This is a genomic window from Campylobacter parajejuni, assembly GCF_046764905.1.
Taxonomy (GTDB): Bacteria; Campylobacterota; Campylobacteria; order Campylobacterales; family Campylobacteraceae; genus Campylobacter_D.
The window spans coordinates 20421-46870 of sequence record NZ_JBKORB010000005.1 but is presented as its reverse complement, the minus strand read 5'-3'; the positions used below and the strand labels follow the sequence as shown (position 1 = coordinate 46870).

The 26450-nt window shown below is 33.2% G+C and carries 28 protein-coding genes and 1 pseudogene; 15 read left to right on the top strand and 14 right to left on the bottom strand.

Features of this window, described 5'->3' with window-relative positions; all coding sequences use genetic code 11:
• Positions 1-99: 99 nt before the first annotated feature.
• Positions 100-1812 carry an AAA family ATPase gene (locus ACLL8X_RS05915; RefSeq protein ID WP_411990000.1) on the top strand — a complete coding sequence of 571 codons (1713 nt, stop codon included), beginning with the start codon at positions 100-102 and terminating at the stop codon, positions 1810-1812.
• On the opposite strand, the gene ACLL8X_RS05910 is transcribed toward ACLL8X_RS05915, so the two are convergent.
• The 7 genes and pseudogenes from ACLL8X_RS05910 to ACLL8X_RS05880 all read right to left on the bottom strand — a co-directional run bounded on the left by ACLL8X_RS05910 (position 1777) and on the right by ACLL8X_RS05880 (position 6565).
• Entirely contained in the window at positions 1777-2337 is a 561-nt protein-coding gene (locus ACLL8X_RS05910; RefSeq protein WP_411989999.1) for a ferric reductase-like transmembrane domain-containing protein, read from the bottom strand. The genes ACLL8X_RS05915 and ACLL8X_RS05910 overlap by 36 nt on opposite strands.
• Positions 2337-3230: a protein-methionine-sulfoxide reductase catalytic subunit MsrP gene (gene msrP / locus ACLL8X_RS05905; protein ID WP_411989998.1), complete on the bottom strand. Its 894-nt coding sequence runs from the start codon at positions 3228-3230 to the stop codon at positions 2337-2339. Before msrP ends, ACLL8X_RS05910 begins: the two co-directional genes overlap by 1 nt.
• Positions 3231-3287: 57 nt before the next feature.
• A pseudogene (pyrF, locus tag ACLL8X_RS05900) lies at positions 3288-3965 on the bottom strand (orotidine-5'-phosphate decarboxylase); the annotation flags it as partial.
• The gene (gene nusB / locus ACLL8X_RS05895) at positions 3962-4360 is read right to left on the bottom strand and encodes a transcription antitermination factor NusB (protein WP_411989997.1); all 399 of its coding nucleotides are present in this window, start codon (positions 4358-4360) and stop codon (positions 3962-3964) included. The gene nusB and the pseudogene pyrF, both read right to left, overlap by 4 nt.
• On the bottom strand, positions 4360-4824 hold the full coding sequence (gene ribH / locus ACLL8X_RS05890; protein WP_411989996.1) for a 6,7-dimethyl-8-ribityllumazine synthase: 465 nt from the start codon (positions 4822-4824) through the stop codon (positions 4360-4362). The genes nusB and ribH overlap by 1 nt, the downstream gene beginning before the upstream one ends.
• Entirely contained in the window at positions 4821-5636 is an 816-nt protein-coding gene (gene kdsA, locus ACLL8X_RS05885; protein ID WP_411989995.1) for a 3-deoxy-8-phosphooctulonate synthase, read from the bottom strand. Before kdsA ends, ribH begins: the two co-directional genes overlap by 4 nt.
• On the bottom strand, positions 5633-6565 hold the full coding sequence (locus ACLL8X_RS05880) for a DMT family transporter (protein WP_411989994.1): 933 nt from the start codon (positions 6563-6565) through the stop codon (positions 5633-5635). Before ACLL8X_RS05880 ends, kdsA begins: the two co-directional genes overlap by 4 nt.
• Before the next feature lie 110 nt (positions 6566-6675).
• On the opposite strand from ACLL8X_RS05880, the gene der reads away from it, so the two are divergent.
• From der to pflB, 5 genes are read left to right on the top strand one after another with little or no spacing between them, the layout of a single operon-like run.
• The gene (gene der / locus ACLL8X_RS05875) at positions 6676-8058 is read left to right on the top strand and encodes a ribosome biogenesis GTPase Der (RefSeq protein ID WP_411989993.1); all 1383 of its coding nucleotides are present in this window, start codon (positions 6676-6678) and stop codon (positions 8056-8058) included.
• Entirely contained in the window at positions 8045-8542 is a 498-nt protein-coding gene (locus ACLL8X_RS05870; protein ID WP_411989992.1) for a shikimate kinase, read from the top strand. The genes der and ACLL8X_RS05870 overlap by 14 nt, the downstream gene beginning before the upstream one ends.
• The gene (trpS, locus tag ACLL8X_RS05865; RefSeq protein ID WP_411989991.1) at positions 8539-9498 is read left to right on the top strand and encodes a tryptophan--tRNA ligase; all 960 of its coding nucleotides are present in this window, start codon (positions 8539-8541) and stop codon (positions 9496-9498) included. The genes ACLL8X_RS05870 and trpS overlap by 4 nt, the downstream gene beginning before the upstream one ends.
• Before the next feature lie 10 nt (positions 9499-9508).
• Positions 9509-10744 (top strand): serine--tRNA ligase, encoded by a 1236-nt coding sequence (serS, locus tag ACLL8X_RS05860; RefSeq protein ID WP_411989990.1) that lies wholly within the window; start codon positions 9509-9511, stop codon positions 10742-10744.
• Positions 10745-10753: 9 nt separating this feature from the next.
• Complete coding sequence (gene pflB, locus ACLL8X_RS05855; protein ID WP_411989989.1) at positions 10754-13219, top strand: motility protein PflB; 2466 nt, start codon at positions 10754-10756, stop codon at positions 13217-13219.
• Between the two features lie 31 nt (positions 13220-13250).
• Here pflB and ACLL8X_RS05850 read toward each other — a convergent pair whose 3' ends face one another.
• The 7 genes from ACLL8X_RS05850 to ACLL8X_RS05820 all read right to left on the bottom strand — a co-directional run bounded on the left by ACLL8X_RS05850 (position 13251) and on the right by ACLL8X_RS05820 (position 19393).
• Entirely contained in the window at positions 13251-13889 is a 639-nt protein-coding gene (locus ACLL8X_RS05850) for a hypothetical protein (protein ID WP_411989988.1), read from the bottom strand.
• Positions 13890-13979: 90 nt separating this feature from the next.
• Positions 13980-15422, bottom strand: a complete 1443-nt coding sequence (gene pyk, locus ACLL8X_RS05845; RefSeq protein ID WP_411989987.1) for a pyruvate kinase — start codon at positions 15420-15422, stop codon at positions 13980-13982.
• A gap of 50 nt (positions 15423-15472) precedes the next feature.
• Positions 15473-16819, bottom strand: coding sequence for an FAD-dependent oxidoreductase (locus tag ACLL8X_RS05840; RefSeq protein ID WP_411989986.1), 1347 nt, complete (start codon positions 16817-16819; stop codon positions 15473-15475).
• 97 nt (positions 16820-16916) lie between these two features.
• Positions 16917-17546, bottom strand: coding sequence for a type III pantothenate kinase (locus ACLL8X_RS05835; protein WP_411989985.1), 630 nt, complete (start codon positions 17544-17546; stop codon positions 16917-16919).
• Positions 17533-17823 (bottom strand): tram-like protein, encoded by a 291-nt coding sequence (locus ACLL8X_RS05830; RefSeq protein ID WP_411989984.1) that lies wholly within the window; start codon positions 17821-17823, stop codon positions 17533-17535. The genes ACLL8X_RS05835 and ACLL8X_RS05830 overlap by 14 nt, the downstream gene beginning before the upstream one ends.
• Positions 17820-18818 carry a hypothetical protein gene (locus tag ACLL8X_RS05825; protein ID WP_411989983.1) on the bottom strand — a complete coding sequence of 333 codons (999 nt, stop codon included), beginning with the start codon at positions 18816-18818 and terminating at the stop codon, positions 17820-17822. Before ACLL8X_RS05825 ends, ACLL8X_RS05830 begins: the two co-directional genes overlap by 4 nt.
• Positions 18815-19393, bottom strand: a complete 579-nt coding sequence (locus ACLL8X_RS05820; RefSeq protein WP_411989982.1) for a YfgM family protein — start codon at positions 19391-19393, stop codon at positions 18815-18817. The genes ACLL8X_RS05825 and ACLL8X_RS05820 overlap by 4 nt, the downstream gene beginning before the upstream one ends.
• Positions 19394-19533: 140 nt before the next feature.
• Here ACLL8X_RS05820 and gatC point away from each other — a divergent pair, with 140 nt between their 5' ends.
• From gatC to ACLL8X_RS05775, 9 genes are all read left to right on the top strand, one after another.
• Positions 19534-19818 carry an Asp-tRNA(Asn)/Glu-tRNA(Gln) amidotransferase subunit GatC gene (gene gatC, locus ACLL8X_RS05815; RefSeq protein WP_411989981.1) on the top strand — a complete coding sequence of 95 codons (285 nt, stop codon included), beginning with the start codon at positions 19534-19536 and terminating at the stop codon, positions 19816-19818.
• Positions 19819-19880: 62 nt separating this feature from the next.
• Complete coding sequence (locus tag ACLL8X_RS05810) at positions 19881-20435, top strand: CvpA family protein (protein WP_411989980.1); 555 nt, start codon at positions 19881-19883, stop codon at positions 20433-20435.
• An 11-nt stretch (positions 20436-20446) separates the two neighbouring features.
• Positions 20447-20920, top strand: a complete 474-nt coding sequence (locus tag ACLL8X_RS05805) for a Fur family transcriptional regulator (protein ID WP_411989979.1) — start codon at positions 20447-20449, stop codon at positions 20918-20920.
• Positions 20921-22426 carry a lysine--tRNA ligase gene (lysS, locus tag ACLL8X_RS05800; protein ID WP_411989978.1) on the top strand — a complete coding sequence of 502 codons (1506 nt, stop codon included), beginning with the start codon at positions 20921-20923 and terminating at the stop codon, positions 22424-22426.
• Positions 22423-23667 (top strand): serine hydroxymethyltransferase, encoded by a 1245-nt coding sequence (locus ACLL8X_RS05795; protein ID WP_411989977.1) that lies wholly within the window; start codon positions 22423-22425, stop codon positions 23665-23667. The genes lysS and ACLL8X_RS05795 overlap by 4 nt, the downstream gene beginning before the upstream one ends.
• Complete coding sequence (locus tag ACLL8X_RS05790; protein WP_411989976.1) at positions 23664-24209, top strand: DUF1882 domain-containing protein; 546 nt, start codon at positions 23664-23666, stop codon at positions 24207-24209. The genes ACLL8X_RS05795 and ACLL8X_RS05790 overlap by 4 nt, the downstream gene beginning before the upstream one ends.
• Before the next feature lie 12 nt (positions 24210-24221).
• Positions 24222-25043 carry an SPOR domain-containing protein gene (locus ACLL8X_RS05785; RefSeq protein WP_411989975.1) on the top strand — a complete coding sequence of 274 codons (822 nt, stop codon included), beginning with the start codon at positions 24222-24224 and terminating at the stop codon, positions 25041-25043.
• Positions 25040-25828, top strand: coding sequence for a shikimate dehydrogenase (locus tag ACLL8X_RS05780; protein WP_411989974.1), 789 nt, complete (start codon positions 25040-25042; stop codon positions 25826-25828). Before ACLL8X_RS05785 ends, ACLL8X_RS05780 begins: the two co-directional genes overlap by 4 nt.
• A 2-nt stretch (positions 25829-25830) precedes the next feature.
• Positions 25831-26445 (top strand): RBBP9/YdeN family alpha/beta hydrolase, encoded by a 615-nt coding sequence (locus tag ACLL8X_RS05775; RefSeq protein WP_411990114.1) that lies wholly within the window; start codon positions 25831-25833, stop codon positions 26443-26445.
• The last annotated feature ends 5 nt before the right edge of the window (positions 26446-26450 follow it).

The following is a 26450-nucleotide window of genomic DNA, read 5'->3' as shown; positions in this document are numbered from 1 at the left end:
TGTTAAAAGAAAATTTTATGAATTTTTAAGTTAAATGACTAAAAATTCCGCTTGAAAGATTGATAAAAGTAAATTGCCTTAAAGGAATTTTAAAAAATAATGGAAAAGTTAAAAAATTTTTTAAGTTTAAAAAATATAGAAGATACTCAAATTTACAAAGAACTTCAGTGTGCCAAAAATGAAGCTTTGATTCTTAGAGAGCTTTGTAAGAACTATGTTGTCTCTGTTTCTTCTATCAATGCTTTTACTTTATTGTCCGGTGTTTTTGGTAGTGATAAATATGCTTATTTGGATGCTTTAAAAGATTTAAAAAAGCTGATTGAAAGAGGTTTTGTAAATCAAAATTCTAGTTATTTTAAAAGCATTGAAAGCAATAAAATTCAAACATTAAATCTTGCTTTATTGCAAAGTGAGCTGAGTCTAAGTGAGTATTTTTTAGAATTTTTAGAAGCAAAATCTCGCTTGAATTTTGACAAACAAGACGCTTATGCGGATTATTTGGAATATTTAAAAGATGAATTTGTGCGTGTGGGTTTGTATGAAAAATTAAGCTTTATACAAGAAAGTGCCTACAATAGCGAAATAAAAAATCAAATCAAGCTTTATGAAAAACACATTAAAGAAAGGCTTAAAAAAAGCAAATTTTACAATGTTTTAGCCGATATTTTTAAAGAATATCATCTTGAGCCTAAGGAGCAAATTATTTTTTTGGCACTTTTAAAAGAAGAATACACTTTAAGTAACGAAAATTCAGTGTCAAGGGAAATGAATTTTTTGCTTTCTTTGATTAGTGAAAATGATTTAGAAAGACACAAGAATAAAAAATTATTACAAGAAAATGCTCCACTTTTAAATTTAATCGAATATGACGAGTATTTAAATATTTTTGGCGATATTTCTAAAAGCTTTTTTATCGCTGATGAAATTTTGCAAAGAATTATAAATTTCGAACCCAAACAAAGCAAAAAGATTAAAATCGAAAGCGTTTTAAAAGAGCAAGACATTTTTGAGCTTATAGAGCCAAGTATTGATATTAACGATATTATTATGCCTAAAAACACAAAAGAACTTTTAGAAAATATTTTAAAACAACAGGATAAAAAGGTCGTAGAAAGACTGCATTCTTGGGGCATAAAGAGCAATAAAAATATAGAAGCTAAAATTATTTTTTATGGACCGCCGGGAACGGGTAAGACTATGTCGGCTTTAGCTATGGCAAAATCGATGAAAAAAGCGATTCTTAGCTTTGATTGCTCAAAAATTTTAAGCAAATGGGTGGGTGAAAGTGAGCAAAATGTGAGAAAAATTTTTGATACTTACAAAAATATAGTGCAAACTTGCAAGCAAAGTCCTATTTTGCTTTTAAATGAAGCTGACCAGTTTTTAAGCACAAGGGTTGATGGTAGTAGTGGAAGCGATAAGATGCACAATCAAATGCAAAATATTTTTTTAGAACAAATTGAGCGTTTTAGCGGTGTTATCATCGCTACGACAAATTTTTTAGAAAGCTTAGATAGTGCGTTTTCAAGAAGATTTGATATAAAGATAGAATTTAAAAAACCTGATTTTAAAGATAGACTTAAAATTTGGGAGAAATTTTTGCCTAAAAAGGCTTCATTTGAAAAAAATTTTGACATAAATATTTTGTCAAATTATGAATTAAGCGGAGCGCAAATTTTAATGGTAGTAAAAAACACAGCTTTAAAAGTAGCAGTATCCCAAGAAGGGATATTTAAAATGCAAGATTTTATAGAAAGCATACAAAAGGAGCTAAATTCAAGTTTTGATAAGAGTAAGATTGTTGGGTTTTAATCTTGTGTAGCGGAGTATGAAATAAAATAAAGCTATAATCAAAGCACTCCATTCCCAAAACATCGGCACTTTTGGACTTAAAAAATAATGATAACTTGCCAAAACCAAGCACAAATACCCTAATTTCCTTATCTTGCTAAGTTTTTTAAAAATTTTAAACGAGCTTAAAAACATAAAAAAGAGGATAAGAAAAGCAAAAAACCCACTTGCCTCGAGTAAGCGGTGTGAAATATCATCAAAAAGTCTTAAAATTTGGGCATTCCTATCAAAAATAAAATAATTTAAAAAATGCAAAATCGCCCAAAAGGCTGAGAAAATTCCTAAAATTTTGGGATAAGTTTTTGTTTTTTTAAATCGAAACAAAGAAAAGAAAAGGCTTAAATTTAAAAAAATCAAAGCCAAGCTTCCAGTATAAATATAGGCTTCTTTGACAAAGTCAAAAGCCTTGATAATACTATAAAAGCCGTAAATCAAACTCGCTAAAAAGCCAAGATAGGCAAGAAGGTTAAAATGTTTTGAACGCATTAAAAATTCGCTTTTAAATCCATATTTGCATACAAATTTGCCACTTCTTTTTCATAACCATTAAACAGCAAAGTGGGTTTGGTGAAAAAATCCCCCAAGGCTCTCTCATTTGCTTGGGACCATCTAGGATGGGAAACATTAGGATTTACATTTGCGTAAAAGCCGTATTCTCTAGGATTTGCTAATTCCCAAGTGGATTTGGGTTGTTCTTTGGTAAATTCTATTTTCACTATGGATTTTATGCTTTTAAAGCCATATTTCCAAGGCACAACAAGGCGGATTGGCGCCCCATTTTGAGATTTTAAGGCTTTTTTATACATACCCACTGCTACTAAAGTCAGCGGATGCATAGCCTCATCCATACGCAGTCCTTCTACATAAGGATAAGCTATGGTTGGAAAAAAAGCATCTTGGTCAGGAAACTGACTCTTATCAAAAAGAGTGGTAAATTTAACAAATTTCGCTTCGCTAGTGGGTTTTGCCCTTTCTATTAAGCGGCTTAGTTCAAAACCTACCCAAGGCACTACCATAGACCAAGTTTCAACGCAACGAAAACGATAAATTCTTTCTTCTAAGGGAAATTTTAAAATATCTTCCATACTTAGAGTTAAAGGCTTTTCTATCTCCCCACTAAGCTCTATTTTCCAGCCTTGAGTATTGAAATTTTGTGCCAAAGCCACAGCTCTTTTTTTATCTGTTGAAAATTCATAAAAATTAACATAATTTGTCGCTAATTCTTCATCGCTGATTTTAAGTGCGTTTGGATTGGTGTCCTTTGTGAAATTCAAAGCAGAAAGCTTAGAAGCTATCAAGGTCGAGCTTACTAAAGCACCCGCTCCCAATTTCAAAAAAGCTCTTCTTTTTTTGTATAAATTTTCAGGAGTTATAAGCATAATTTTTCCTTGTTAAAAATTTTTATCATTAAAACATAACAAAGATAACGACGATTAAATTTTTTGTAGGATTTTTTCGCAAAGTTCTCTGGGATTTTTATCCTTGTAAATAGGGCGTCCAACGACTATAAAATCACTCATATTTTCTTTTGCTAAGTCTAAGTTAGCAACGCGTTTTTGGTCGTTATTATCTTCTCCAAAAGGGCGGATTGCGGGTGTGAGAGTTAAAAATTCTGCCCTTGTATTTTCTTTGATGGCTTTGCTTTCAAAGACAGAGCATACCATACCATCAAGTCCATTTTCATAGGATATTTTTGAAAAATGAATTACAGCTTCTTTAATTTTTTGCCTATAAATACTAAAGAAATTTTCTTCATCAAAACTTGTCAAAGCAGACACGGCTAAAACCAAAGGTCTTTTTGCCAATTTATTTAGCCGTGCCATAACTTCTTGCATAGCTATTTTTCCAGCACTTGCGTGGATATTTATCATATGAACTCCAAGTTTTGAAATTTCTTCGCAAGCATCTGCCATAGTGTTGGGAATGTCGTGAATTTTAAGGTCAAGAAATATTTTAAAATCATCTACTTTTTTAAGTTCTTCTATAAGCTTAAAACCATCTCTTAAATAGGCTCTTAAGCCTACTTTTAGCCAAATATCAAGACCTTTTAATTCTTTAGCAAGTCTTAAACATTCTTCTTTTGTAGCAAGATCTAGAGCAACGCAAAGTTTCATTCTTTAGCCTTTATTAAGCTATCTAAAACTCCATTTATAAATTTTGGAGAATTATCATTGGCAAGTTCTTTGGCAAGTTCAATGGCTTCGTTGATGATGATAGCACTGGGAGTGTCAGTAAAAAGCAATTCATACGCCCCAAGCCTTAGTATAGCTCTTTCTATGTGTCCTAGGTCTGTGATTTTATTCTCATTAAGAAATAAATTCAGCCTCTCATCAATTTTGTCTAAATTGTCTAAAATTCCATAATATAAATTTAAGGTAAAATTTTTTTGCTCATTGCGTATTTTTTTTTCATCTAAAATTTCATCAACAAAAGTATTATTCTTAGAATTCAGCTCAAAAGCATAAAGCAAGGAAATGACACTTTGGCGAACTTGATGACGCGTTGCCATTAAAGCTCCTTGCTTAAATTTAGCATTTCAATCACAGTTGTCATAGCCTCAAAGCCCTTATTTCCAGCCTTGCTACCTGCTCTTTCTATGGCTTGCTCTAGGGTGTTTGTTGTTAAAACACCAAAGCTTACAGGGATATTGTGATTTAAACTCACATTAGCTATACCCTTAGTAGTTTCTGCTGAAACATAGTCAAAATGTGGAGTTGAGCCACGAATCACCGCACCCACGCAACAAATAGCGTCAAATTTTTTACTTTCTATGGCTTTTTTTAACGCATATGGAAGTTCAAAAGCACCCGGAACGAGTATAAGGCTGAGATTTTCTTCTTTGCCCCCGTGTCTTAAAAAAGCATCTTTGGCTCCTTCTACAAGGCGGTCCGTGATGATATGATTAAATCTTGCATTGATGATAGCGATTTTTGTGTTGGAATCTAAATTTAATTTTCCTTCAATGATATTCATTTATTATCCTTTATAGTATTTTGAATTTCTAATAGAGTTTGAACGCAGTTTTTAAGGCGTTCGAGCTTAAGCATATTTGCCCCATCGCATAAAGCTTCGCAAGGATTAATATGCGTTTCAAAGAAAAAGCCATCCACACCCACAGCAGCCGCAGCTCTTGCTAAAGGTTCTACAAATTCACTTTTCCCACCGCTACTTCCCCCTGCAGCTCCGGGCATTTGCACACTATGGGTTGCATCAAAAATAACAGGAGCAAATTCACGCATAATCACTAAAGAACGCATATCTACAACTAAATTTCCATAACCAAAGCTAGCCCCTCTTTCAGCTACAAATACACCCTTTTTATCAGCAATTTCATAACCTTCTTCTTGGGTGTTGCGAGTTTGAAGAATTTTTCTAACGCTGTATTTTATATCACTTGGGTTTAAAAACTGCCCCTTTTTGATATTAATCTTAGCCTTAGTTTTAGCCGCAGCTACGAGTAAATCAGTTTGACGGCACAAAAAAGCAGGAATTTGCAAAACATCAGCGACTTCGCTTACAACACTTGCTTGATTGCTTTCGTGTATATCGGTTAAGATTTTCATGCCCAATTCATTTTTTATGCTTTGTAAAATTTTTAATCCTTCTTCAAGTCCGGGACCCCTAAAAGAGTCAATGCTTGTGCGATTAGCCTTATCAAAACTTGATTTGAAATAAAACTCTATATTTGGGTTTTCATTGAAATTTTTTAATTTTTGCGCAACCTTAAAAACCAAATCTTTGCTTTCTATTACGCAAGGACCAGCGATGAGTATCATTTTTCTCATTTTTTTCCTTTGTTTTTAACTAAAATTAATCCACCAAAAATAATGCCTATTATACCTAAAAAAACCATAGCACTTGGTAAATTATCGCCTAAAATTATCCCCACTATCAAACTAAAGACCACATCAAGATAGCTTACTCCAGCTACGACTCCTGCTTGTTTGGCTATGCCGTAAGCTTTGGTGATATGAATTTGATAAATAGTGCCTAAAGTTCCCATTACAGCGATGATAAGCCAAGCTGTAAGACTTGGCATTACAAAAGGTGCTAGAATAAAGTCTAAATGCAAAAAATCAAGATACTGCGGTTCGAAAAATTCAGCACTGATCATAGAAATTAAAGGCATTAAAGTTCCTAAAAGGATAAAAGAAAAGGCAATTTGTTCCGTGGTATAAGATTTCCTAAGTTCTCTTACACTTGTAAGAGCTAAAGCAGCCAAAAATCCACTTGCGATGCCTATAACTGAATTTTTTAAATCAAAGCCTGAATGATTTGAACTATACGCCCAAGGCTGAGCGATTAAAAGCACTCCACCAAATGCTATTAAAATCCCTATCCAGCCTTTAAGACCTATATTTTCTTTAAAAATAACAAAAGCTATTAAAGTAATAAAAATAGGGGCAGTTTTTTGAAAAGCAAAGGCTCCACCTAGTGTAATATTTGAAACATTATAGAAAAACATATAAAGTGAAAGTGTACCTACTACTCCACGAAACACCAAGAGCCAAAAATGCCCCCCTTCTTTATGTATTTTAGAACGCTTTAAAAGATAGACTATGAAAAAAATTCCTATAATATTTCTAAAAAACATAATTTCTATAGAACTCATTTCTTTGCTAAGAATTTTTGCACAAGCTCCCATTAGAGCAAAATCTAAACAAGCTAAAATCATAAAATAAACGCCCAAATTATGCTTAATTATTTTTAGCATCTTTTTTCCTTGATTAAAATAGAGCTAATTCTAATCTTTTTTGCTTAATATTAAGGCAAATTTTATATAATTTTTAATTCAAATATTGAGTAAATGAATTTAGGAAAAAAATGCAAAGCATTATACTTATAGGTAAGCCCAATGTGGGCAAATCAAGTCTTTTTAATAGAATGGCAAGACAAAGAATAGCTATTACCAGTGAGTTTTGTGGCACAACTAGAGATACGAATAAGGTGGAAATTTCTATTCATTCTAAAAAAGCCTTGCTTATTGATAGTGGCGGACTGGATGAAAGCAATGAGCTTTTTAAAAATGTGAAAAAAAATACTTTAAAAGCAGCCAAAGAAAGCGATATTATCCTTTATTTAGTCGATGGAAAATTAGCACCTGATGATGAGGATAGGCAATTTTTTTATTCCTTAAAAAAACTTAAAAAACCCATAGCCTTAGTGATTAATAAAGTCGATACTAAAAAAGACGAAGAAAGGGCTTGGGAATTTGCAAATTTTGGAGTAAAAGAAACCTTTAATCTCTCTGTAACGCATAATGTGGGTTTAGATGAGCTTTATGAATGGCTTGAGAAATTTTTACCTGAAGGGTTTTTAATCCCTGATGAAGAAGAAAATTTAGAAGATTTTTTAGAGCACTATGAAGAAGGAAAAGAATTTCAATTTAAAGAAGTCAATCAAAATCACATAAGAGTGGGTATCATAGGTCGTGTCAATGTGGGCAAATCAAGTCTTTTAAATGCTTTAGTCAAACAAGAACGAAGCGTTGTAAGTTCCATCGCAGGAACTACCATAGACCCTGTAAATGAAAGTATGGTTTATAAAGATAAAATCATAGAATTTGTTGATACAGCAGGCATTAGAAAAAGGGGCAAAATTCAAGGACTTGAACGCTTTGCCCTAAATCGCACGGAAAAAATTTTGTCCCATTCTCAAATTGCACTTTTGATTTTAGATGCACATGAAGGCTTTAATGAGCTTGATGAACGCATAGCAGGGCTTATTAGTAAGCATTATTTGGGTGTGATTATAGTGCTTAATAAATGGGATAAGGCTAAGATGGATTTTGATAAGCTTGTTAAGGAATTAAAACTAGATAGATTTAAATTTCTTGCTTATGCACCTGTGATTAGCGTTTCGGCTTTAAGTGGAAAAAGAGTGCATGTTTTACTGGATAAAATTTTAGAAATTTTTGACAATTTTACTCAAAAAATTCAAACTTCTAAGCTTAATACCTTGATAGAAAATGCGACCAAAGCCCATCCTTTGCCGCATGATTACGGAAAACTCGTTAAAATTTATTATGCGGTGCAATATGATTTGGCTCCGCCAAAAATTGCTCTTATTATGAACCGTCCTAAGGCTTTGCATTTTAGCTATAAGCGTTATTTGCAAAATCAAATTAGAAAAGAATTTAATTTCGAGGGTGTGCCTTTGATAATAGCTTCGCGTAAAAAAGGCACTAAAGAAAATGATGAGAGCTAAAAATATCGTTTTCATAGGTTTTATGGGTTGTGGAAAAAGCACTTTAGCTAGGGCTTTGGCTAAGGATTTGGATTTTGTTTTTTTATGTAGCGATTTTTTAATAGAAGAAAAATTTAATCAAAAAATCAGTGAAATTTTTGCAGAAAAAGGCGAGGAATTTTTTAGAGAGCAAGAGCGGAAAATGGCGGATTTTTTTTGCTCTTGTAGTGGGGCTTGTATCGCTACGGGTGGGGGTTTTATCAATGTTTCAAATTTAAAAAAAATGGGATTTTGTATTTATTTAAAGGCGAGTTTTGAGTATTTAAAAAGGCGTTTGAATGAGAATGAACTTTCTAAAAGACCTTTATTTCGTGATGAAATTAAAGCAAAAAAATTATATAATGAACGCTTAAGCAAGTATGAACAAAAAGCAGATTTTGTTCTTAATGTAGAAAATAAAAGTATAAAAGAGCTTTTAGACGCAGTTAAAAAGGTGATAAAATGAGAGTATTAACAGGACTTCAGCCAAGTGGAGATTTGCATATAGGTAATTATTTTGGTGCGATTAAACAAATGATAGATGCCCAAGAAACAAGTGAAATGTTTATGTTTATTGCTAATTACCACGCTATGACTTCTTTACAAGATGGAGAGAAATTAAAGCAAAATTCACTCAAAGCTGCAGCTGCGTTTTTAAGTCTGGGTATAAACCCACAAAAAAGCGTTTTTTGGCTTCAAAGTGATGTTAAAGAGATAATGGAGCTTTACTGGATTTTATCGCAATTTACTCCTATGGGTTTGTTAGAACGAGCGCATAGTTACAAGGATAAAGTTGCCAAGGGGCTTAGTGCTTCGCACGGGCTTTTTTCTTATCCCGTTTTAATGGCAGCTGATATTTTGCTTTTTGACACACAAATTGTTCCTGTGGGAAAAGACCAAATCCAGCATGTTGAAATTGCGCGTGATATAGCCTTAAAGGTCAATAACGAATGGGGTGCTATTTTCACCCTGCCTGAAGCTAGGGTTAATGAAGAAGTGGCTGTGGTCGTAGGCACAGATGGGGCAAAAATGAGTAAATCTTATCAAAATACCCTAGATATTTTTAGCAGTGAAAAAGCCTTAAAAAAACAAATTTCTTCCATAGTAACAGATAGCACCGCCTTAGAAGAGCCAAAAGACTATCAAAATTGCAATATCTTTAAAATCGCAAAACTTTTTTTAGACGAAGCAGGGCAGAAAGAATTGCAAATTCGCTATGAAAAAGGGGGCGAGGGTTATGGACATTTTAAGATGTATTTAAATGAGCTTATGAATGAGTATTTCAAAGAAGCTAGAGAAAAATACCAAGCACTTTTAGAAAAGCCTTCGCATTTAAAAGAAATTTTGGATTTTGGTGCGACTAAGGCAAGAAAAATCGCCCAAGAAAAAATGCAAAAAATTTATGAAAAAATAGGACTTTAAGGAGTAAAAAATGCTAGATTTAAAAAATTTGCAAAATCATTTTGATGAAGTGGCTAAAAAATTAAAAAACAAAAAAGTTGATGAAAATATCTTAAAAAAACTTGCCGAACTTTTTGTAAGTTTAAAAAAAGAAAAAACAAGCTTAGAAGAATTACAAGCTTTTCAGAATAAATTCAGCAAAGAACTTGCCAAAGCCGAAGATAAAGAAAGTTTAAAGGCAAAATTAAGCGAAAATAAAAGCAAAATTAATGAACAAAATCAAAAGGTTAGTGCTTTAGAAGATGAATTAGAAAAAATAGCTCATTCCATTCCAAATATCCCTGATGAGTGTGTGCCTGTGGGCGAAGATGAAGAGGATAATGTGGAGCTTAAAAAGGTTTTAAATCCGCCTAGCTTTGATTTTACTCCAAAAGAACATTTTGAATTAGGTGAGAGCTTAAATTGGCTTGATTTTGTGCGTGGGGTGAAAATTTCACAGAGTCGTTTTTGTGTGCTTAAAAACGAGGGAGCTTTATTAAATCGTGCTTTGGTAAATTATATGATAGATTTTAATAGAAGTCGTGGATTTGAACTTGTCAATGTGCCTTTTTTGGTAAATGGTGCGACTATGTTTGGCACGGGGCAACTTCCTAAATTTAAAGAAGATATGTATAAGATTGATGATGAAGACTTATATCTTATCTCAACTTCTGAAATTCCTGTAAGCAATCTTTATAGTGGAGAAATTTTAGCCAGTGAAACTTTGCCTATAAAAATGACTTGTTATAGTGCTTGCTTTAGAAAAGAAGCGGGTAGTGCAGGGCGTGATACAAGGGGGATTATAAGACAGCATCAGTTTGAAAAAGTAGAACTTGTAAGCATTACAAGTCCTAAACAAAGCGATAGTGTGTTTGACGAAATGCTCGAATGTGCAAGTGCTTTGCTGAGTTCTTTGGGTTTGGCACATAGACATTTGATGCTTTGCACGGGAGATTTGGGCTTTAGTGCGGCAAAAACTGTGGATCTTGAAGTGTGGCTTCCGGGTCAAAATAAATACCGCGAAATAAGCTCCATTTCAAATTGTCTTGATTTTCAAGCAAGAAGGGCTAAAATTCGCTATAAAAACGAGCAGGGCAAAAATGAACTCGTTCATACTCTTAATGGCTCTTCTTTGGCAGTGGGAAGAACTTTAGTGGCTATTATGGAAAATTATCAAGATAAAGAAGGAAAAATTCACATCCCTGATGTTTTGAAAAAATATTTTTAAAGAGTATAGATGGCTGAACAAGAAGATATAATACTAGAAAAATCCGAAGATGACTTAAACCAACCAAGACTTGATGAGAGTTTAGGGGAATTTAAGGGGCAAGAGGGGCAAGCCCCAGAAGATGAGGAATTTGCGTCATTACCGGAAGAATTACCTGAGGAAAATGATGGCGGTGGTTTTAAATTTACAAGAGAAAGCGCCCCTGAAGATACATCAACTTTTGAAGAAGTTCAAAATGAAGAGCCTACCCCTTGGTATAAGGAGCGTAAATTTATGTCTCTTGTGGGTTTGTCCTTGGGGGTTATTTGTATTTTAGTTTTTACCTTGGTTTATTTAACCTTTAGTGATGGAAGTATTAAGCCTGATATCGTAGCTTCTAAACCTTTAGAACAGCCTGTTATTGTGCCTGATGAATCTTATTCTTACAATAATGATATGCAAAAAATCGATGGAATGATACAAAAGGCAAATGCCTTGTATTTGCAAGGCGAAGTTGAGCAAGCTTTAAGAGTGTATGAGCAAATTGCTGTGTATAATGAATCTTTATCCAATTATAATTTAGGCGTTTCTAGGATGAATGAGAATAAATTCCAAGAAGCTTTTGAAAGCTTTAAAAAGGCCATAGCCAATGGTGAAAATCAAAGCGTAGCTGCTATCAATGCTGCGGTTTGTGCTTTAAGGCTTAATGATAAAGAAAAATTTAGATATTATATTGATTTGGCTGAGATTTATCTTCCAAAAGAGGGAAAATCAAAACTATATGATTATTATTTAAGCTTAATTAATTATTACAAAGGCTATTATCCCGAGGCTTTGCAAATGTTACAAAGAACAGATGTGGAGCCGTATTCTGATGTCGCAAAGTATTTATCGGCTAAAATTTATGCAAAAATGGACTTTGATTCCAAGGCTATACAGCAATTAAATTCTCAAGGCAATTTTGAATCCAGCCTGTCTTTAGGTCTTTTATATGCTAGGATAGGAGAATATACCAAAGCCAAAGCGGCTTTAAATACGGCGATGAAAATTGAAAGAGATTTTAATCAAAGCTTGGCGGCTTTAACTTTGGTGGATATTAAGGTGGGCGATTACCAAGATATGCTTACGCGTTTGCAGACTTTTTACAAGGATGATAAGGATAAATACAAGATTTTGGATACTTATAAAACTAAGGCACGTTTAAATAAGGATCTTTTTGATATAAATCTTGCCCAAAATTCTTTTTCAAAAGATTTGTTAAAAAAACAAAAAAATCAATTTGATTTGCTTTTTTATTTTGCACCTTATCAAGTTTTCGATGGTAAGCAGGCCGCTTTGTATATCAAAAAAGCTAATATTACGGATTTTGTCGATGATAGCATTGATGCTGGAATTTATCTTAATACAAGCAAAGCTCTTTCTTCGGCTAATGTAAAAATTGCTAAGATTATTAATGATGCCTTAAATCAAAAATTGCGTCTTGCTAATACGGAATTTCAAAAACTCATTGATGATTATCCTGAGCATAGTATTTTACATTATAATTTGGCTTTAAGCTATGCTCAAATGCAAAATTATGAACTTGCCTTTAAGCACTTTTCAAGCTCTTATCATCTCAATCCCAAAAATTACTTAGCGGGTGCTTTTGCTATGTTTAGTGCAAAATTAATCGATGTGGATACGACCAAGCTTTACAATGAAATCCTTGATAATATAGCCGCAGATACTAATTTTCAAGCTCATATGCAAAGAAGTATGCTATTTTTAGTCAATAATGATTATGCTTCAATGTTGCCTTATTTAGACGATGCTAAGGAGAATACACCTTTAAGTCTCATTTTTGAAGCTATTATTGCCAAAAATAACAATCTTAATAATCAAGTCGATGTCAAAATTGCTAAATTGCGTTCTGAGGTGCCTGAAGATATTTTGGCAAATATTTTGTATTTTAATTCTTTAAATTCAAATTTAAATATTAAAGAATACGCTCAAAACGCCCAAATTCACTTTAAAAATTTAAAGCTTGATTACCGCAGTATTTTTGGTGGGGCTAATATCGCTAGGGAATTTTATGTCAGTTTAATGCATATTGCAGGGCTTTTAAATTTAGAAAGACAAAAATTTAAAGAATTAATCAATACTTCCCAGATAAAAGATGAAGGTGTTTTACAAACCTTGGCGTATTTGGATATTTTTTCCCAGCAATATGAAGAAGCTTATGCGCTTTATAATTCTTTGATTGATGATTATGGTGCTAAGGATAGTAAGACCTTGTTTTTAGCCGCTGTGGCAGCTGTGGGAGCAAATAATCCTAACTCAGCCATAGCTCTTTTGCAACTTTCTAAGCTTACAGATAAAAACAACAAAGAAAGCAAGGCGGCTTTAGGTATGCTTTATCAAGAAGTAAGAAATTATGAAGCTGCAATAGCCCAATACAAAACCTTGCCCAATAATTTTAAAAGTGAATTTTTTACCTTTGATATTAATAACAATTAAAAATGCTTAGAATTTTCTAAGCATTTTTAGCTTAGGCTTGAAGGTCTAGGGTTTTTCCACCTAGTTCATTGATGCGATCACTTACCTTTTTAAGTGCTGCTTCTATGGTATTTTGACTGATTTGAGGAAGTTCTTTGCCCCACATTTTCTCTGCTTGCTCAAATCCTTTTTTCATACCTTCAAGACCTTTTTTTAATTTTTCAACATCATCGCCACCGCCTTTGATTACAAAATCAGCGATACGATTAGCTGTATTTTCCACCCCGAAGAATCCATCTTCACTTAGAAGTTGTCCAAGCTCATTAGCATTCATATCCAGTGGATTTTTGCCATTATAGCCTAAATTTGCAAAATCAATCTTAGAAAGTATGGATTTTGCAGTATCTGAGCTGACGCCGCCTAAAAGACTATCTAGCCCAGTTTGAGCATTACTTGAACCAAACACTGCATTCATTGTTTGCTGTTGAAACTGAACGAGATAAATTTGCGTAATGCCCTTACCACCTAGTGCGTTTAATTTTTCAAGGGTATTTTTATCTACATCCTTGCTAGAATCCGCACTTTGAACATTTTTGTCCTTGGTGTTTTCTTTAGCACTATCATCTGCCTTCTTATTGCTAAGCTGTGTTTGTGCCATGCTAGCGACATTGGAAAAAGTATTCACTTGCATATTTGCTCCTTTTCGTGAGGCTATAATTTATATCGACTTTTAACCTAAAAAATTTACAAGGATAACTCCTTATTTCTAGGGAAGTTGTATTTATTGCAAATAATAAGCAATTTGCTCTTTATTAAGAATGCGTATAAGATTGCTCGTGCCTTCCACTCCTGTTGGAAAACCTGCGGTTAAGAGATAAGTTTGATTTTCATCCATAAAGCCTTTTTCGACACTCGATTTTACAGAGTCTTTTAAGAGTTCTGTAAGATTGTCGCTTTTATTGACTAAAATAGCCGGATTAACTCCCCAAACTACACTTAAAGAATTAAGAGTCTTTTCGCAATGTCCCACAGCGATAATTTCTATATTAGGACGGTATCTTGCGATTTTAATGGCAGATTTTCCGCTACTTGTTAGAGAAAAAATAGCCCTAGCGTTAAGGTCTGTTGCAAGATGGGCTGATGAACGCATAATCTTATCTGTGTTATCTAAATTATCAAAATCGTTAAATTTATTGTATGGATAGCGTTTTTCTGTTTCTATTATGGTTTGACACATAACATCAACAGCATTGGCAGGGTCTATACCCACAGCACTTTCTTCGCTTAACATTACAGCGTCAGTTCCGTCTAAAACGGCGTTTGCAACATCTGAAATTTCAGCCCTTGTAGCACTCTTGCTTTTAGCGAGCGAAAAAAGCATTTGGGTTGCGGTAATGACAGGCTTAGAAGCGTTATTGGCTTTTTGTATGATTTCTTTTTGGATATTAGGAACCTTATAATAAGGCACTTCAATACCCAAATCCCCACGAGCTACCATTATACCATCGCTAGATTGAATGATTTCATCAATGTTTTCTACAGCGTCAAATTTTTCTATTTTTGCAAAAATGGATATTTTTGCCTTATTTTGAGTTAAAATTTCACGCACTTCATCAAGGTCGTGTGCGTTTTGCACGAAAGATATAGCTAGAAAATCCACTTCATTTTCTATACCCCAAAGCAAATCGTTTTTATCTTTTTGTGTGATAACATCGATATTGATTTTGGTATTGGGGAAATTAATGCCCTTGTTAGAATTTAAAAAACCATCATTTTCTATAAGGGTCTCAATTTTTTGCTCGTCTATATTTACTACTTTAGCACGAATGGAGCCATCGTAGAGATAGATGTATTCGTTAATTTTTAACATATCTAAAATAGATTTTTGATTAATACTGATTTTATAGTGATTTTGAGTTATTTTTTCGCCCAAAATTACTTCGCGATAAAAATCAAGTCTATCGCCTTTTTTTAACTCAAAGGGTTCTTTAAGTTCGCCTGTGCGAATTTTAGGACCGCTAATATCTTGTAAAATTCCTATACGGGTGTTTAATTCTTTGGCTACTTTTCTTATAGTGTTAAGATTATTCTTGTGGTATTCATGCGTTCCGTGAGAAAAATTTAAACGGAAAACATTTACGCCATTAATAATCATCTGGCGTAGCATTTCTTCTTTTTCGCTTGCTGGACCCACTGTGGCTACAATTTTTGTTTTTTTAAGCATAGCAAAACTCCTTTTGAAAATATTCTAGCTAAAATACAGAAACAAAATGATTACAACAATTCTAAAGCAAATTTATCCTCGTCAAAATGCTTTCCTAAATAATCACACATAAGCTTTGCATCCCTCTCAGCATTCCCTAAGCAACTAGTGGCTCCCGGACTTGGAGTCATATTGAAAATAATGCCCGGAGTTTCTGTGATACTAGCTTCGCCTAGTATTAATTCGCCTTTAGTTTTATCAATAACCTGTGGTCTTACTCCACCAAAACCTTTGGCATAGTAAATATCGTCTGTTTTAAGGCTTGGAACGATTTTCTTAGCGTCTTTAACAAATAAGCTTTTATTGATAAGAGGGAGTTCAAAAAGATAATTATGCAATATGTAATTTCTTACTTCCTTATCTTTTAACATATTTAAGCTCACTTTTAAAACCTTGCTATCAAATTTCAAGGCTTCAAAAAACTCAGGCACGGATTTTAAACCATGATAGCGTTCGAGTTTAGGAATGACAAGAGCAGTAGGTCCAAAGCGTGTATTCATATCGGCTAAAATATCAGGGTCTCCATGCAAGGCTGCAAAGGGTAGCTTAGGGTTTTGCACCATATAGACCTTGCCATTTAAAAGTTTTTGCTTGGTAAGATAAAAACTCCCTGCCACAGGCCAACAAGATTTATCAAGACCCAAATTCATTTTATGTGCTAAATACAAAGAATGCGCTCCAGCATTGACTACCACAGCCTTGGCACGATACTCTTGATGTTGGGCTGTTTTGAGTGTAAAAATATCGTCTTGTTTTTGTATGCTAATAACTTCTTGATTGAAAGCAACAAAGGTGTTTTTGCCTTGTTTTTGGGCTTGTTCTATTAAATTTATACTCATTTTTCCAAAATCAACCGTGGTAAAAACCTCGCCCTTTTCAACACCCATAGCACAAATATTTTCAACTCTATCGCTAATTCCATCTTCACCTAAGGCAACTTTAGGTTCAATTTGCTTGATTTTGCTTTTATCAAAAAATTCTATATAGGGATAAAGCTCCTTAAATTCTTCATAGCGTTGCTTCATATAATCACATTCCATATCGCCAACAGCTAGAGCCATTTTTTGATGAGAGAACATAAAATGATTTTGTGCATTTTGCATAAGCCCATATTTAACTATCATATCGGCTGTTCTTTTTACTTTTTTTGCTTTTTCTAGGGTGTAGTTGGTTTCAATATCTCCGCAATGAATGGTTTGAGAATTGCTAGTTCCTTTGGAATTTAATGTTGCAGCTGTATTGTATTTTTCTATCAAAGCGATATTTTGAATATCTGTGTATCTTGCAAGTTCGTAAAATAAGGCTGTCCCCGAAATTCCAGCCCCTATGACAAGCACATCAAATTCTTGTTGGCTCATTGTTTTTCCTTTTTAATAAACTTTTTTAAGTAGAAGTTTAATTGAATTTGTTTTATAAAAAGTTAAATTCCACTAGACAAATGAATTTTTGTAACTTTTAATAAAGCAAATTAGGGTTTTCCTTTATAAGCTTTTTCATTCCCCTAAAAATCAAAAGTTTATCATAAATCGCGTTTTCAAAATAATTGGCTAAAAACTGCCCATCCCCGCCAGTAAAATAGAGTTTTTTATTTTGTGTAGCGTCTTTTATAAGCAAATAAATTCCTTTAAAAACTCCATAGCTTAGAGCATCCATAGTTCTTTGCGGAAAGGCATCAAGGCTAACTTGGGTGTTAAATTCGCTTTTTAATCTTGGTGAAATATGACTATAAATTTTTTTATAATTTGCAATGCCGGGCAAAATAAAACCACCAAGATGTATGGAATTAGAAATGACATCAACCGTGATAGCACTGCCTGCATCCACAACGACCCCATCTTCAATAGTATAACACGCTGCGATACGGTCAATGCCTAAGCCTTGATAAATGGTGTCAAATAAAAAATAAGGCTCCAGATTAATAAAATTTCTTTGATTTTTTAAGTGTTCTTTAAGATGCTCATTGACATTGATATAAAAAATTTTTTCCTCATTTTTAAATTCTAAAAATTGCTCAATGCTAAGGGTAAAGTATTTATTATCATCTAAAAAACTAGCATTGGAATTTCCAATATCACAAAGCAACATAAATGCTAAATCCTTTCGTTTCTAGATAATTTTTTGCCTTAGAACAAAGAGAAGTTATACTAAAAAAATATTTATTATTTGTATTGATTTGTTGTGCTAACTTTTCTAAAAATAAGGCATCTTTGACTAAAAATTTTGTCTTTCCTATATATACAAAAAGAATATCATCTTGATTTTTAGCACAAAGATAGCTTTTTTTTCTTGTTAGTAGTTTTAAGTCGTAAGGCTCTAAATTTAATTTTACAGCTTTTATTGCTTGTTCTAAAATTTCCATCATAACAGGTCTAAAATTTTATCTCCATAATAAAATTTGCCATTTCCCATAAAGGATATTTTATCCGTAGCTTGTGAAAGTTTAAATATTTGTGTATGGTCTAAGTTTAAGTTGATTTTAATAAGATAACCCGTTTTTTCGAAAATATACAAAGAGTCATTATATATACTGCTTTTTATAAAAATGGCAAATTCAAATTTTTTCTCAGCAATTTTTCTCAAATTATAATCCGTTTTAATAATAGTGCCATCTTTTTCCAGTATAAAAATACCATCATCACTCAGTGCAACATCCTTTATATCCGCATCAAGATAAAGAGTTCTAGCAGGACTTACAACGATAATTTTTTTTGCTGTTGCTGCTATGAGCTTATCTGCAATCACATTTAAATAAATAACATTATTGAAAAAATTTTCAGCCGAAACAACCACATCTTTAATGATTTGAAGCGTGTTTCTTGAAAGGATTAGAATTTTACCATCTAGTGTTGGATAAACAATGATATTGTCTAAAAATATTGGATTAGTCGTGCGACTATCTTGTGCTGGTGCTGAGGTTAGAGTTTGGGAAAATTTAATCCCCAGTGAGCGATTGGCAAGAACTATGGTATTGTTAGCAAGCACAAGGGCTAAATCATCTCCATTTGAAGCTACTCCTACAACACTGGCATCAAATTGAAAGCTATAAATTTCATTATAAGAGCCATCAAATATCTTTAAATTTCCATCATTATCTGCTGTAAAGTATTCCCCATCTTGATAGGCTAAGAGCATATAGTTTTTAGGAAGTTTAAACTCAGCTAGGATAAGGTCATTTTTTAAAATTGCGGTATTATTGCTAAGCTTTGCAGAGACTAAATTCCAATCGACAATTTTGCTTTTGAGACTATCATTATAGCTTAAATCCCCATCGTTTTGTTTGGGTTCGAAGTATTGCCTTTTCGTGCCACAAGCACATAAAAATATTACACAAAATAATGTTAAAAGCGTTTTTTTCATTGTGAGATACCTTGATAATGTTTGAGATTTTTGGCTATTTGACTTAAGCTTGAATTGTCTTTTATTTGAGAGAGTAAAATATCGGCTTCTTCGATTTTATTTTGTTCTAAAAGCTTGTAAGCTTCTAGCAATTTATCATAGTTTTTTAAAAATATTGATTTATCCCCTAAAGATAAGGCGATAATATTTTTAAGCAAAGCGTTTGTTTGAGTATGGTTATAAATTTGCCCAAGTTCGTTTTCAAAGCTTGTATTGTTAAGCTCATTTGCATTTTCTCTGAGTAAAAATATGGCATAAAGATTGATATTTTTGTCTTTAAGTTTTTCTAAAAGATTTTTATCATTTGGATTTTGCAATAAACTAGCGTAGATTTCATTACTTTCTTTTATCTTGCTTTCTTTTATTTTTGAGCTTATAAAATTTCCAAAAAACCAAATAAGCAAAATCCCTACAACACCAAGTATATAAAATTTATACTTGCGTATAAATCTTTCGCCCTTAATGAAATTTTCTATAAATTGCTCTTCCGTGTTTAGCTCATTTTTGACAGCTTTTAAATTATCTTTTAGTCCCAAAATTTATCCTTAAGAAATATTTTTATTTTTGTAGAAAAATTACAATATTGTATCATATAAATTGCAAAATATCCTAAACAATTTAAAGCTTTTTATGATATAATTTTTAAAATTTTAACTTTTTTATCAAGGTTTAAGAAATGCAAATAGACGAGAAATTATTGAGTAAGCTTGAAAAATTAAGTGCTTTGCGAATAACAGAAAATAGAAATGAAACGCTTATGCAACTAAGCGAAATTGTTAATTTTGTTGAAAAATTAAATGAACTTGATTTAAGTGCTGAAGAAGTTACTATAAATACTATAAAAGGTGGAACTCCTTTAAGAGTTGATGAGATAAGAAATAGTGAAGTTGTCGATGAGATTTTAAACCACGCTCCGCAAAAACAAGAGCATTTTTTTGTTGTTCCTAAAATTATAGAATGATTAACTTAGTATTTAGTGCTTGTTTGTAAAATAATTCAAAAAAATCAGAAAGTTGTGTAAAAATGAGTTTTTATTGGTTTGATGCTTTTGTTTTGGGATTTACTTTACTTTTAGGTCTTAAAGGAATTCTTAATGGTCTTATAAAAGAAGTTTTTGGGCTTTTGGGTATCATAGGTGGTGTTTTTATGGCTTCAAAATATGCAACTGGAGCTGCTGAGTTCATACAAAATACTTTTTATAAGATAGAAAATCAAAGTTTGGCGGGTTTTGCTGGATTTTTGGCTATATTGATTATTTTTTGGATAGTTTGTCTATTGCTTGGTAATTTTCTTTCTAAATTGATTAAATTAAGTGGTTTGGGCTTTTTAGACCGCATAGGGGGCTTTATTTTTGGTGGGGCAAAGATTTTTTTAATTTTTGCCATTTTAGTTTTTTGTGTAGCAAGGATAGACTTTTTAAATGACAAATTGGATAATTTTGCTAAAGATAGCTATACTTTAAATTTGCTTAAAGAAACAGGTTCTTTCATTATGAATCAACCTTTGAGCGAAGAGAGTTTTAAGCAAGTTGGTGATAAGGTTCAAGAGCTTAGTAATGACTTAAACAATACACAATAAGGAAAAAAGACATGTTAATAGAAAATGTAGAATATGATGTTTTGCTTGAGAGATTTAAAAAAATATTAAGACAAGGCGGACTGAAATATACCAAACAAAGAGAGGTGCTTTTAAAAACTCTTTATCATAGCGATACGCACTATACGCCCGAAAGTTTATATATGGAGATTAAGCAGGTTGAGCCGAATTTAAATGTAGGTATAGCCACGGTTTATCGCACTTTAAATTTGCTTGAAGAAGCCGAAATGGTAACTTCTATTTCTTTTGGTTCAGCGGGTAAAAAATATGAACTGGCTAACAAACCCCATCATGACCATATGATATGTAAAAATTGTGGCAAAATTATAGAATTTGAAAATCCCATCATAGAAAGACAGCAAGCCCTAATCGCTAAGGAGCATGGTTTTAAGCTTACTGGGCATTTAATGCAGCTTTATGGAATTTGTAGCGATTGTAATCAACAAAAAACAAGGGTAAAAATATAAATGTTTGATAATATCTTAGAACGCCAAAGAATAGAAAAGGCTAAAGAATTAAAAAATTTAGGAATAAATCCTTATCCCCATTTTTTAGAAAAAGAGCTGTCTTTGAAGCTTTTTAAGGATAAATTTTCTTATATTTTAGAACAAGCCCAAAAAAGAGATGAAAGTGTTAGTGCTGTTGTTGCAGGGCGTTTGAAACTTTTGCGTGTAGCGGGAAAGTCCATTTTTGCAAATATCGAAGATGAAGATACGAATTTGCAAATTTATTTTAGCAAAGATAGTGTAGGTGAAGAGCTTTATACTATTTTGAAAAAGAATTTAGAAGTGGGCGATATTGTTTTGGTTAAAGGCTTTCCTTTTGTAACTAAAACGGGTGAGTTTAGTTTGCATGCAAGTGAAGTAAAACTTGCCACAAAGGCTATTGTGCCTTTACCTGAAAAATACCACGGCTTAACCGATATTGAGCAAAGGTATCGTAAGCGTTATGTGGATATGATTATGAATGCGGAGGTAAGAAAAGATTTTTTAACACGCTCTAAAATAGTCAGTCTCATCCGCCGTTTTTTTGAAGATAAGGGCTTTTTGGAGGTGGAAACTCCTATGATGCATCCTATTGCGGGGGGAGCAAATGCGAAGCCTTTTGTAACTTTTCATAATTCTTTAGGCGTGGAAAGATTTTTAAGAATTGCCCCAGAGCTTTATCTTAAAAGGCTTGTTGTAGGGGGATTTGAAGCGGTTTTTGAGCTTAATCGTTGTTTTAGAAACGAGGGTATGGATTTAACACATAATCCCGAATTTACCACCATTGAGTTTTATTGGGCTTATCATAATTATAAGGATTTAATGGATTTAACTGAAGAGCTTTTTGCCTTGCTTTTGGCTAAGCTAAATTTAGGTAAAACAATAGAATTTGATGGGCAAATGATAGATTTTTCTAAGCCTTTTGAAAGGATTAGCTATAAAGACGCACTTTGTAAATATGGCGGTTTGGATAAAGATTTAATTGAAGATAAAGAGAAAATTCTTGCTAAATTAAAAGAAGATGGCTTTGAAGCTAATGTGAAATTTGACCTTGGGCATTTACAGGCTGAACTTTTTGATAATTATGTGGAAAAAAAACTCATCAATCCTACCTTTGTAGTAGATTTTCCTATTTCCATTAGCCCTTTATCAAGGCGTAGTGATGAGAATTCGCAAATTGCCGAAAGATTTGAACTTTTTATTTGCGGTAGGGAAATAGCCAATGGTTTTAATGAGCTAAATGACCCACTAGACCAGTATGAGAGATTTTTAGCCCAGCTTGAAGCGAAAAACGCAGGCGATGAAGAAGCTTGCGAAATGGATGAAGATTTTGTCAATGCGTTAGGATATGGTATGCCGCCTACTGCAGGGCAGGGTATAGGTATAGATAGGCTTGTTATGCTTTTGACTGATAAAAAATCTATTCGTGATGTAATTTTATTTCCAGCTATGCGTCCATTAAAATCAGAACTAAAGGAGAAAGAATGAGTTTAGAGCTTTTTGATAAAGAAATTTTTGATTTAACCCATAAAGAGCTTGAACGCCAATGTGAAGGGCTTGAAATGATAGCAAGTGAAAATTTCACTTTGCCTGAAGTTATGGAAGTTATGGGAAGTATTTTAACCAATAAATATGCTGAAGGTTATCCGGGTAAAAGATATTATGGGGGTTGTGAATTTGTAGATGCGATTGAAAATTTAGCCATACAAAGATGTAAAAAGCTTTTTAAGTGTGAATTTGCCAATGTCCAGCCTAATTCAGGCTCACAAGCAAATCAGGGTGTTTATGCTGCTTTAATTAATCCGGGCGATAAAATTTTAGGTATGGATTTAAGTCATGGGGGGCATTTAACGCACGGAGCGAAGGTTAGCTCATCGGGCAAGGTGTATGAGAGCTGTTTTTATGGTGTAGAGCTTGATGGAAGAATTAATTATGAAAAGGTAAGAGAAATTGCAAAAAAAGAAAAGCCTAAGCTCATTGTATGCGGTGCGAGTGCTTATGCTAGGGCTATTGACTTTGCTAAATTTAGAGAAATTGCCGATGAAATAGGTGCTTATCTTTTTGCAGATATAGCACATATTGCAGGACTTGTGGTAGCAGGTGAGCATCCTAATCCTTTTCCACACGCTCATGTGGTAAGCTCAACGACTCATAAAACTTTGCGTGGTCCAAGGGGCGGTATTATTATGTGTAACGATGAAGAATTGGCTAAAAAGATAAATTCTGCCATTTTTCCCGGAATTCAAGGCGGACCTTTAATGCATGTGATTGCGGCTAAGGCAGTGGGCTTTAAATTTAACCTAAGCGAGGCATGGAAGCTTTATGCCAAACAAGTAAGAATAAACGCTCAAGTTTTAGCTAAGATTTTAATGGATAGGAAATTTAAGCTTGTAAGCGATGGAACGGATAATCATCTTGTTTTAATGAGCTTTTTAGACCGCGAATTTAGTGGAAAGGAAGCGGATTTGGCTCTTGGAAATGCAGGGATTACGGCTAATAAAAACACGGTTCCGGGAGAAAATAGAAGCCCTTTTGTAACAAGTGGATTGAGACTTGGGACCCCAGCACTTACAGCTAGAGGTTTTAAAGAAAAAGAAATGGAGCTTGTGTCTCATTATATTGCTGATATTTTAGATGATATTCATAATGAGACCTTACAAAAAAATATTAAAGAAGAGCTTAAAAAACTTGCTAGTGATTTTATCATTTATAAAAAGGCTATGTTTTGATTGCACCGATGGATATGTCGCTAATTAAAATCATTAGCGATCATTATTATATCAGGCGTGATAGGATAGTCAATAAAATTACGCATAGGGGGCGTTTATTTTTTGATAAATTCGAAAGGGTGGATGCACCTTTGAATTTAAGCGTAATGAGAGAACACGATGCTAAAAAAATCATTGTCGCTCACGATTTAATCACCAAAGATAATAAGGTTGAAAATATTGTTTTTGATTACAATGGCTTTAATGCTGAGAGGTTTTATCACAGAGCACAGCTTATTTTAAGGGAAGAGGGTTTTATAAATTTTACAGCTTATAAAACCAAAACTCCGGGACATTTACATCTTTACATCCATAAAGGACATACGGCGTTAAACGAAGGTTATTCTTTAGCGTCTAAACTTTCAATGATGTTTGCAAGTAAAATGCCTGTGGAGTGGAAGGTGTTTCCTAGTATGGATATACCTAGGGAATTTAATATTTTGGTATTGCCTTATGAGGTCTATCAAAAAGAACGCGGAAGTTCTTGGTCTAAGCATATGTAAGAAAGGATAAATATGGAAAAGAAAGAAAATGAATTTGATGATATTATTTTAGAAAAAAGTAATAAAAGCGAGAAGATAAAGAAAATTCTTTTGCGTGTTATTGCTTTGGTGATTTTGTTTTTAGCTATTATGATAGTGATGAAACTTATAAATGGTGGCGGTGATGAAAATACACAAAATCAAAGTGTATTACCAAGTGAGCCTATAGCAACTCAGGATGGTAATAATGATACTTCTTTTGAAAGTATGCCTATAACAGATAGCACTTCGGCTGAAGACCAGTTTGAAGCGTTAAGAAAACAATTTCAAGATGAGCAAAATGCTACTTCAAATACTATAGCTCCTAGTTCAAATAATAATGATAGTGCGAATTTCACTATGCCTGACCAAGAGGTCCCGGCAGAACCGACAACCCCAGAGAATGCAACCCAAACAAATGTTTCTAAACAAGAGCAAACTCAAACTGCAAAACCTAAAGATGAAGTTAAAAAACCAACGATTGTGAAAAAAGAGCCTGTAAAGCAAACTTCTCAAAAAGAGCAAAATGCAAATGATTTGTTTAAAAATGTCGATGCTAAGCCTGTGCATCCAAGTGGCTTGGCGTCTGGTATTTATGTGCAAATTTTTTCTGTGAGCAATTTAGACCAAAAATCAAAAGAATTAGCTTCTGTGAAGCAAAAGGGTTATGATTATAAGCTTTATAAAGCTACAGTTGGCGGTAAAGAAATTACTAAGGTTTTAATAGGACCTTTTGAAAAAGAAAAGGTCGCAGCTGAGCTTGCTAAGATTCGTAAGGATGTTGCAAAAGATGCCTTCTCTTTTACCTTAAAATGAAATTTTTAAGTGTCATAGGCGACCCCATTTCGCATTCAAAATCCCCTAGAATGCACAATAATGCCATTAAAGCCTTAGGGCTTGATGGTATATATACCCGTTATCATCTAAAAAATGCTAATTTGCTAAGAGAGAAAATATTTGAACTTGGCTTTAGTGGGGTGAATATTACTCTGCCTTTTAAAGAAAAAGCCTTAGAACTTGCCGATGTTAAGGACGATTTTGCTCAAAATATAGGCTCGGCAAATACCTTATGCGTTAAAGAAAATAAAATTTATGCTTATAATACCGATGCTTTAGGTTTTTTAGAAGCCATTAGAGAATTTAAAGGTATAGAAAAAGCCTTGATTTTAGGGGCAGGTGGCACAGCTCTTGCTCTTGCTTATGCTTTGAGAGAAAAGGGAATAAAAGTTTGCATAGCTAATCGTAGCCAAGAAAGATTGAAGGAATTTTCAGCTTATGAAGCTTATCTTTATGAGAATTTAAAGGATTTTGATTTTGATTTGGTAGTGAATGCTACTTCTGCTGGATTAAGAGATGAAAATTTGCCTTGTGATAAAGAACTTTTGGATAGAATTTTAGCTAGGAGTAAATTTGCTTTTGAGGTTATTTATGGCAAAGAAACACCCTTTTTAACATTGTGTAAAAACTATAATTTAAAAACTAAAGATGGACTTGATATGCTTTTATGGCAAGGGGTTTTTGCTTTTGAGTTTTTTTTTGATACTTATAATCAAAGAGAGCCTATAAAAAATGCTATGTGGCAAGCTTTAAGAGTAGAATGATGATAAGAAAAGTATTTGTTCTCTTGTGTTTTTGTGTAAGTTTAGTTTTAGCACAGAGTGGACGGGTTTATATTGTTCATGGTTATGGTAGCGATGCTAACTATGGGTGGCTTCCAAGCACAGCTAATACGCTAAAATCATTTGATTATCAAGTTATTTTACCTAGTCTTCCAAATTCTAATGCCCCAAAGCTAAAAGAATGGCTTGAATTTATGAAAGAGCATTTTGTGAAACTTGATAAAAACACCTATTTTATAACTCACTCTTTAGGTGGAATAGCTGTGCTTGATTTTTTGAATTCGCTTGATAAAGATGTAAGAATAGGAGGGATGATTATGGTCAGCCCCTTTGATGAACCTTTAAAAATTTTACCTGTTTTAGATGAATTTGTGCAAGTTAAACTTGATTATAAAAAACTTTCTACAATAATTAAGCATATAGTAGTCATTAGTGCGAAAAATGATAGTGTAGTTCCAACAACTATGAGCCAAAACTTGGCTAAAAAATTAAATGCTGAATTTATACAAACCCCGACAGGTGGTCATTTTATGGAGAGCGAAGGGTTTAGAAAATTGCCTTTAATCTTAAAAGTATTTAGCACAATCAATAAGGACTAGCCTAG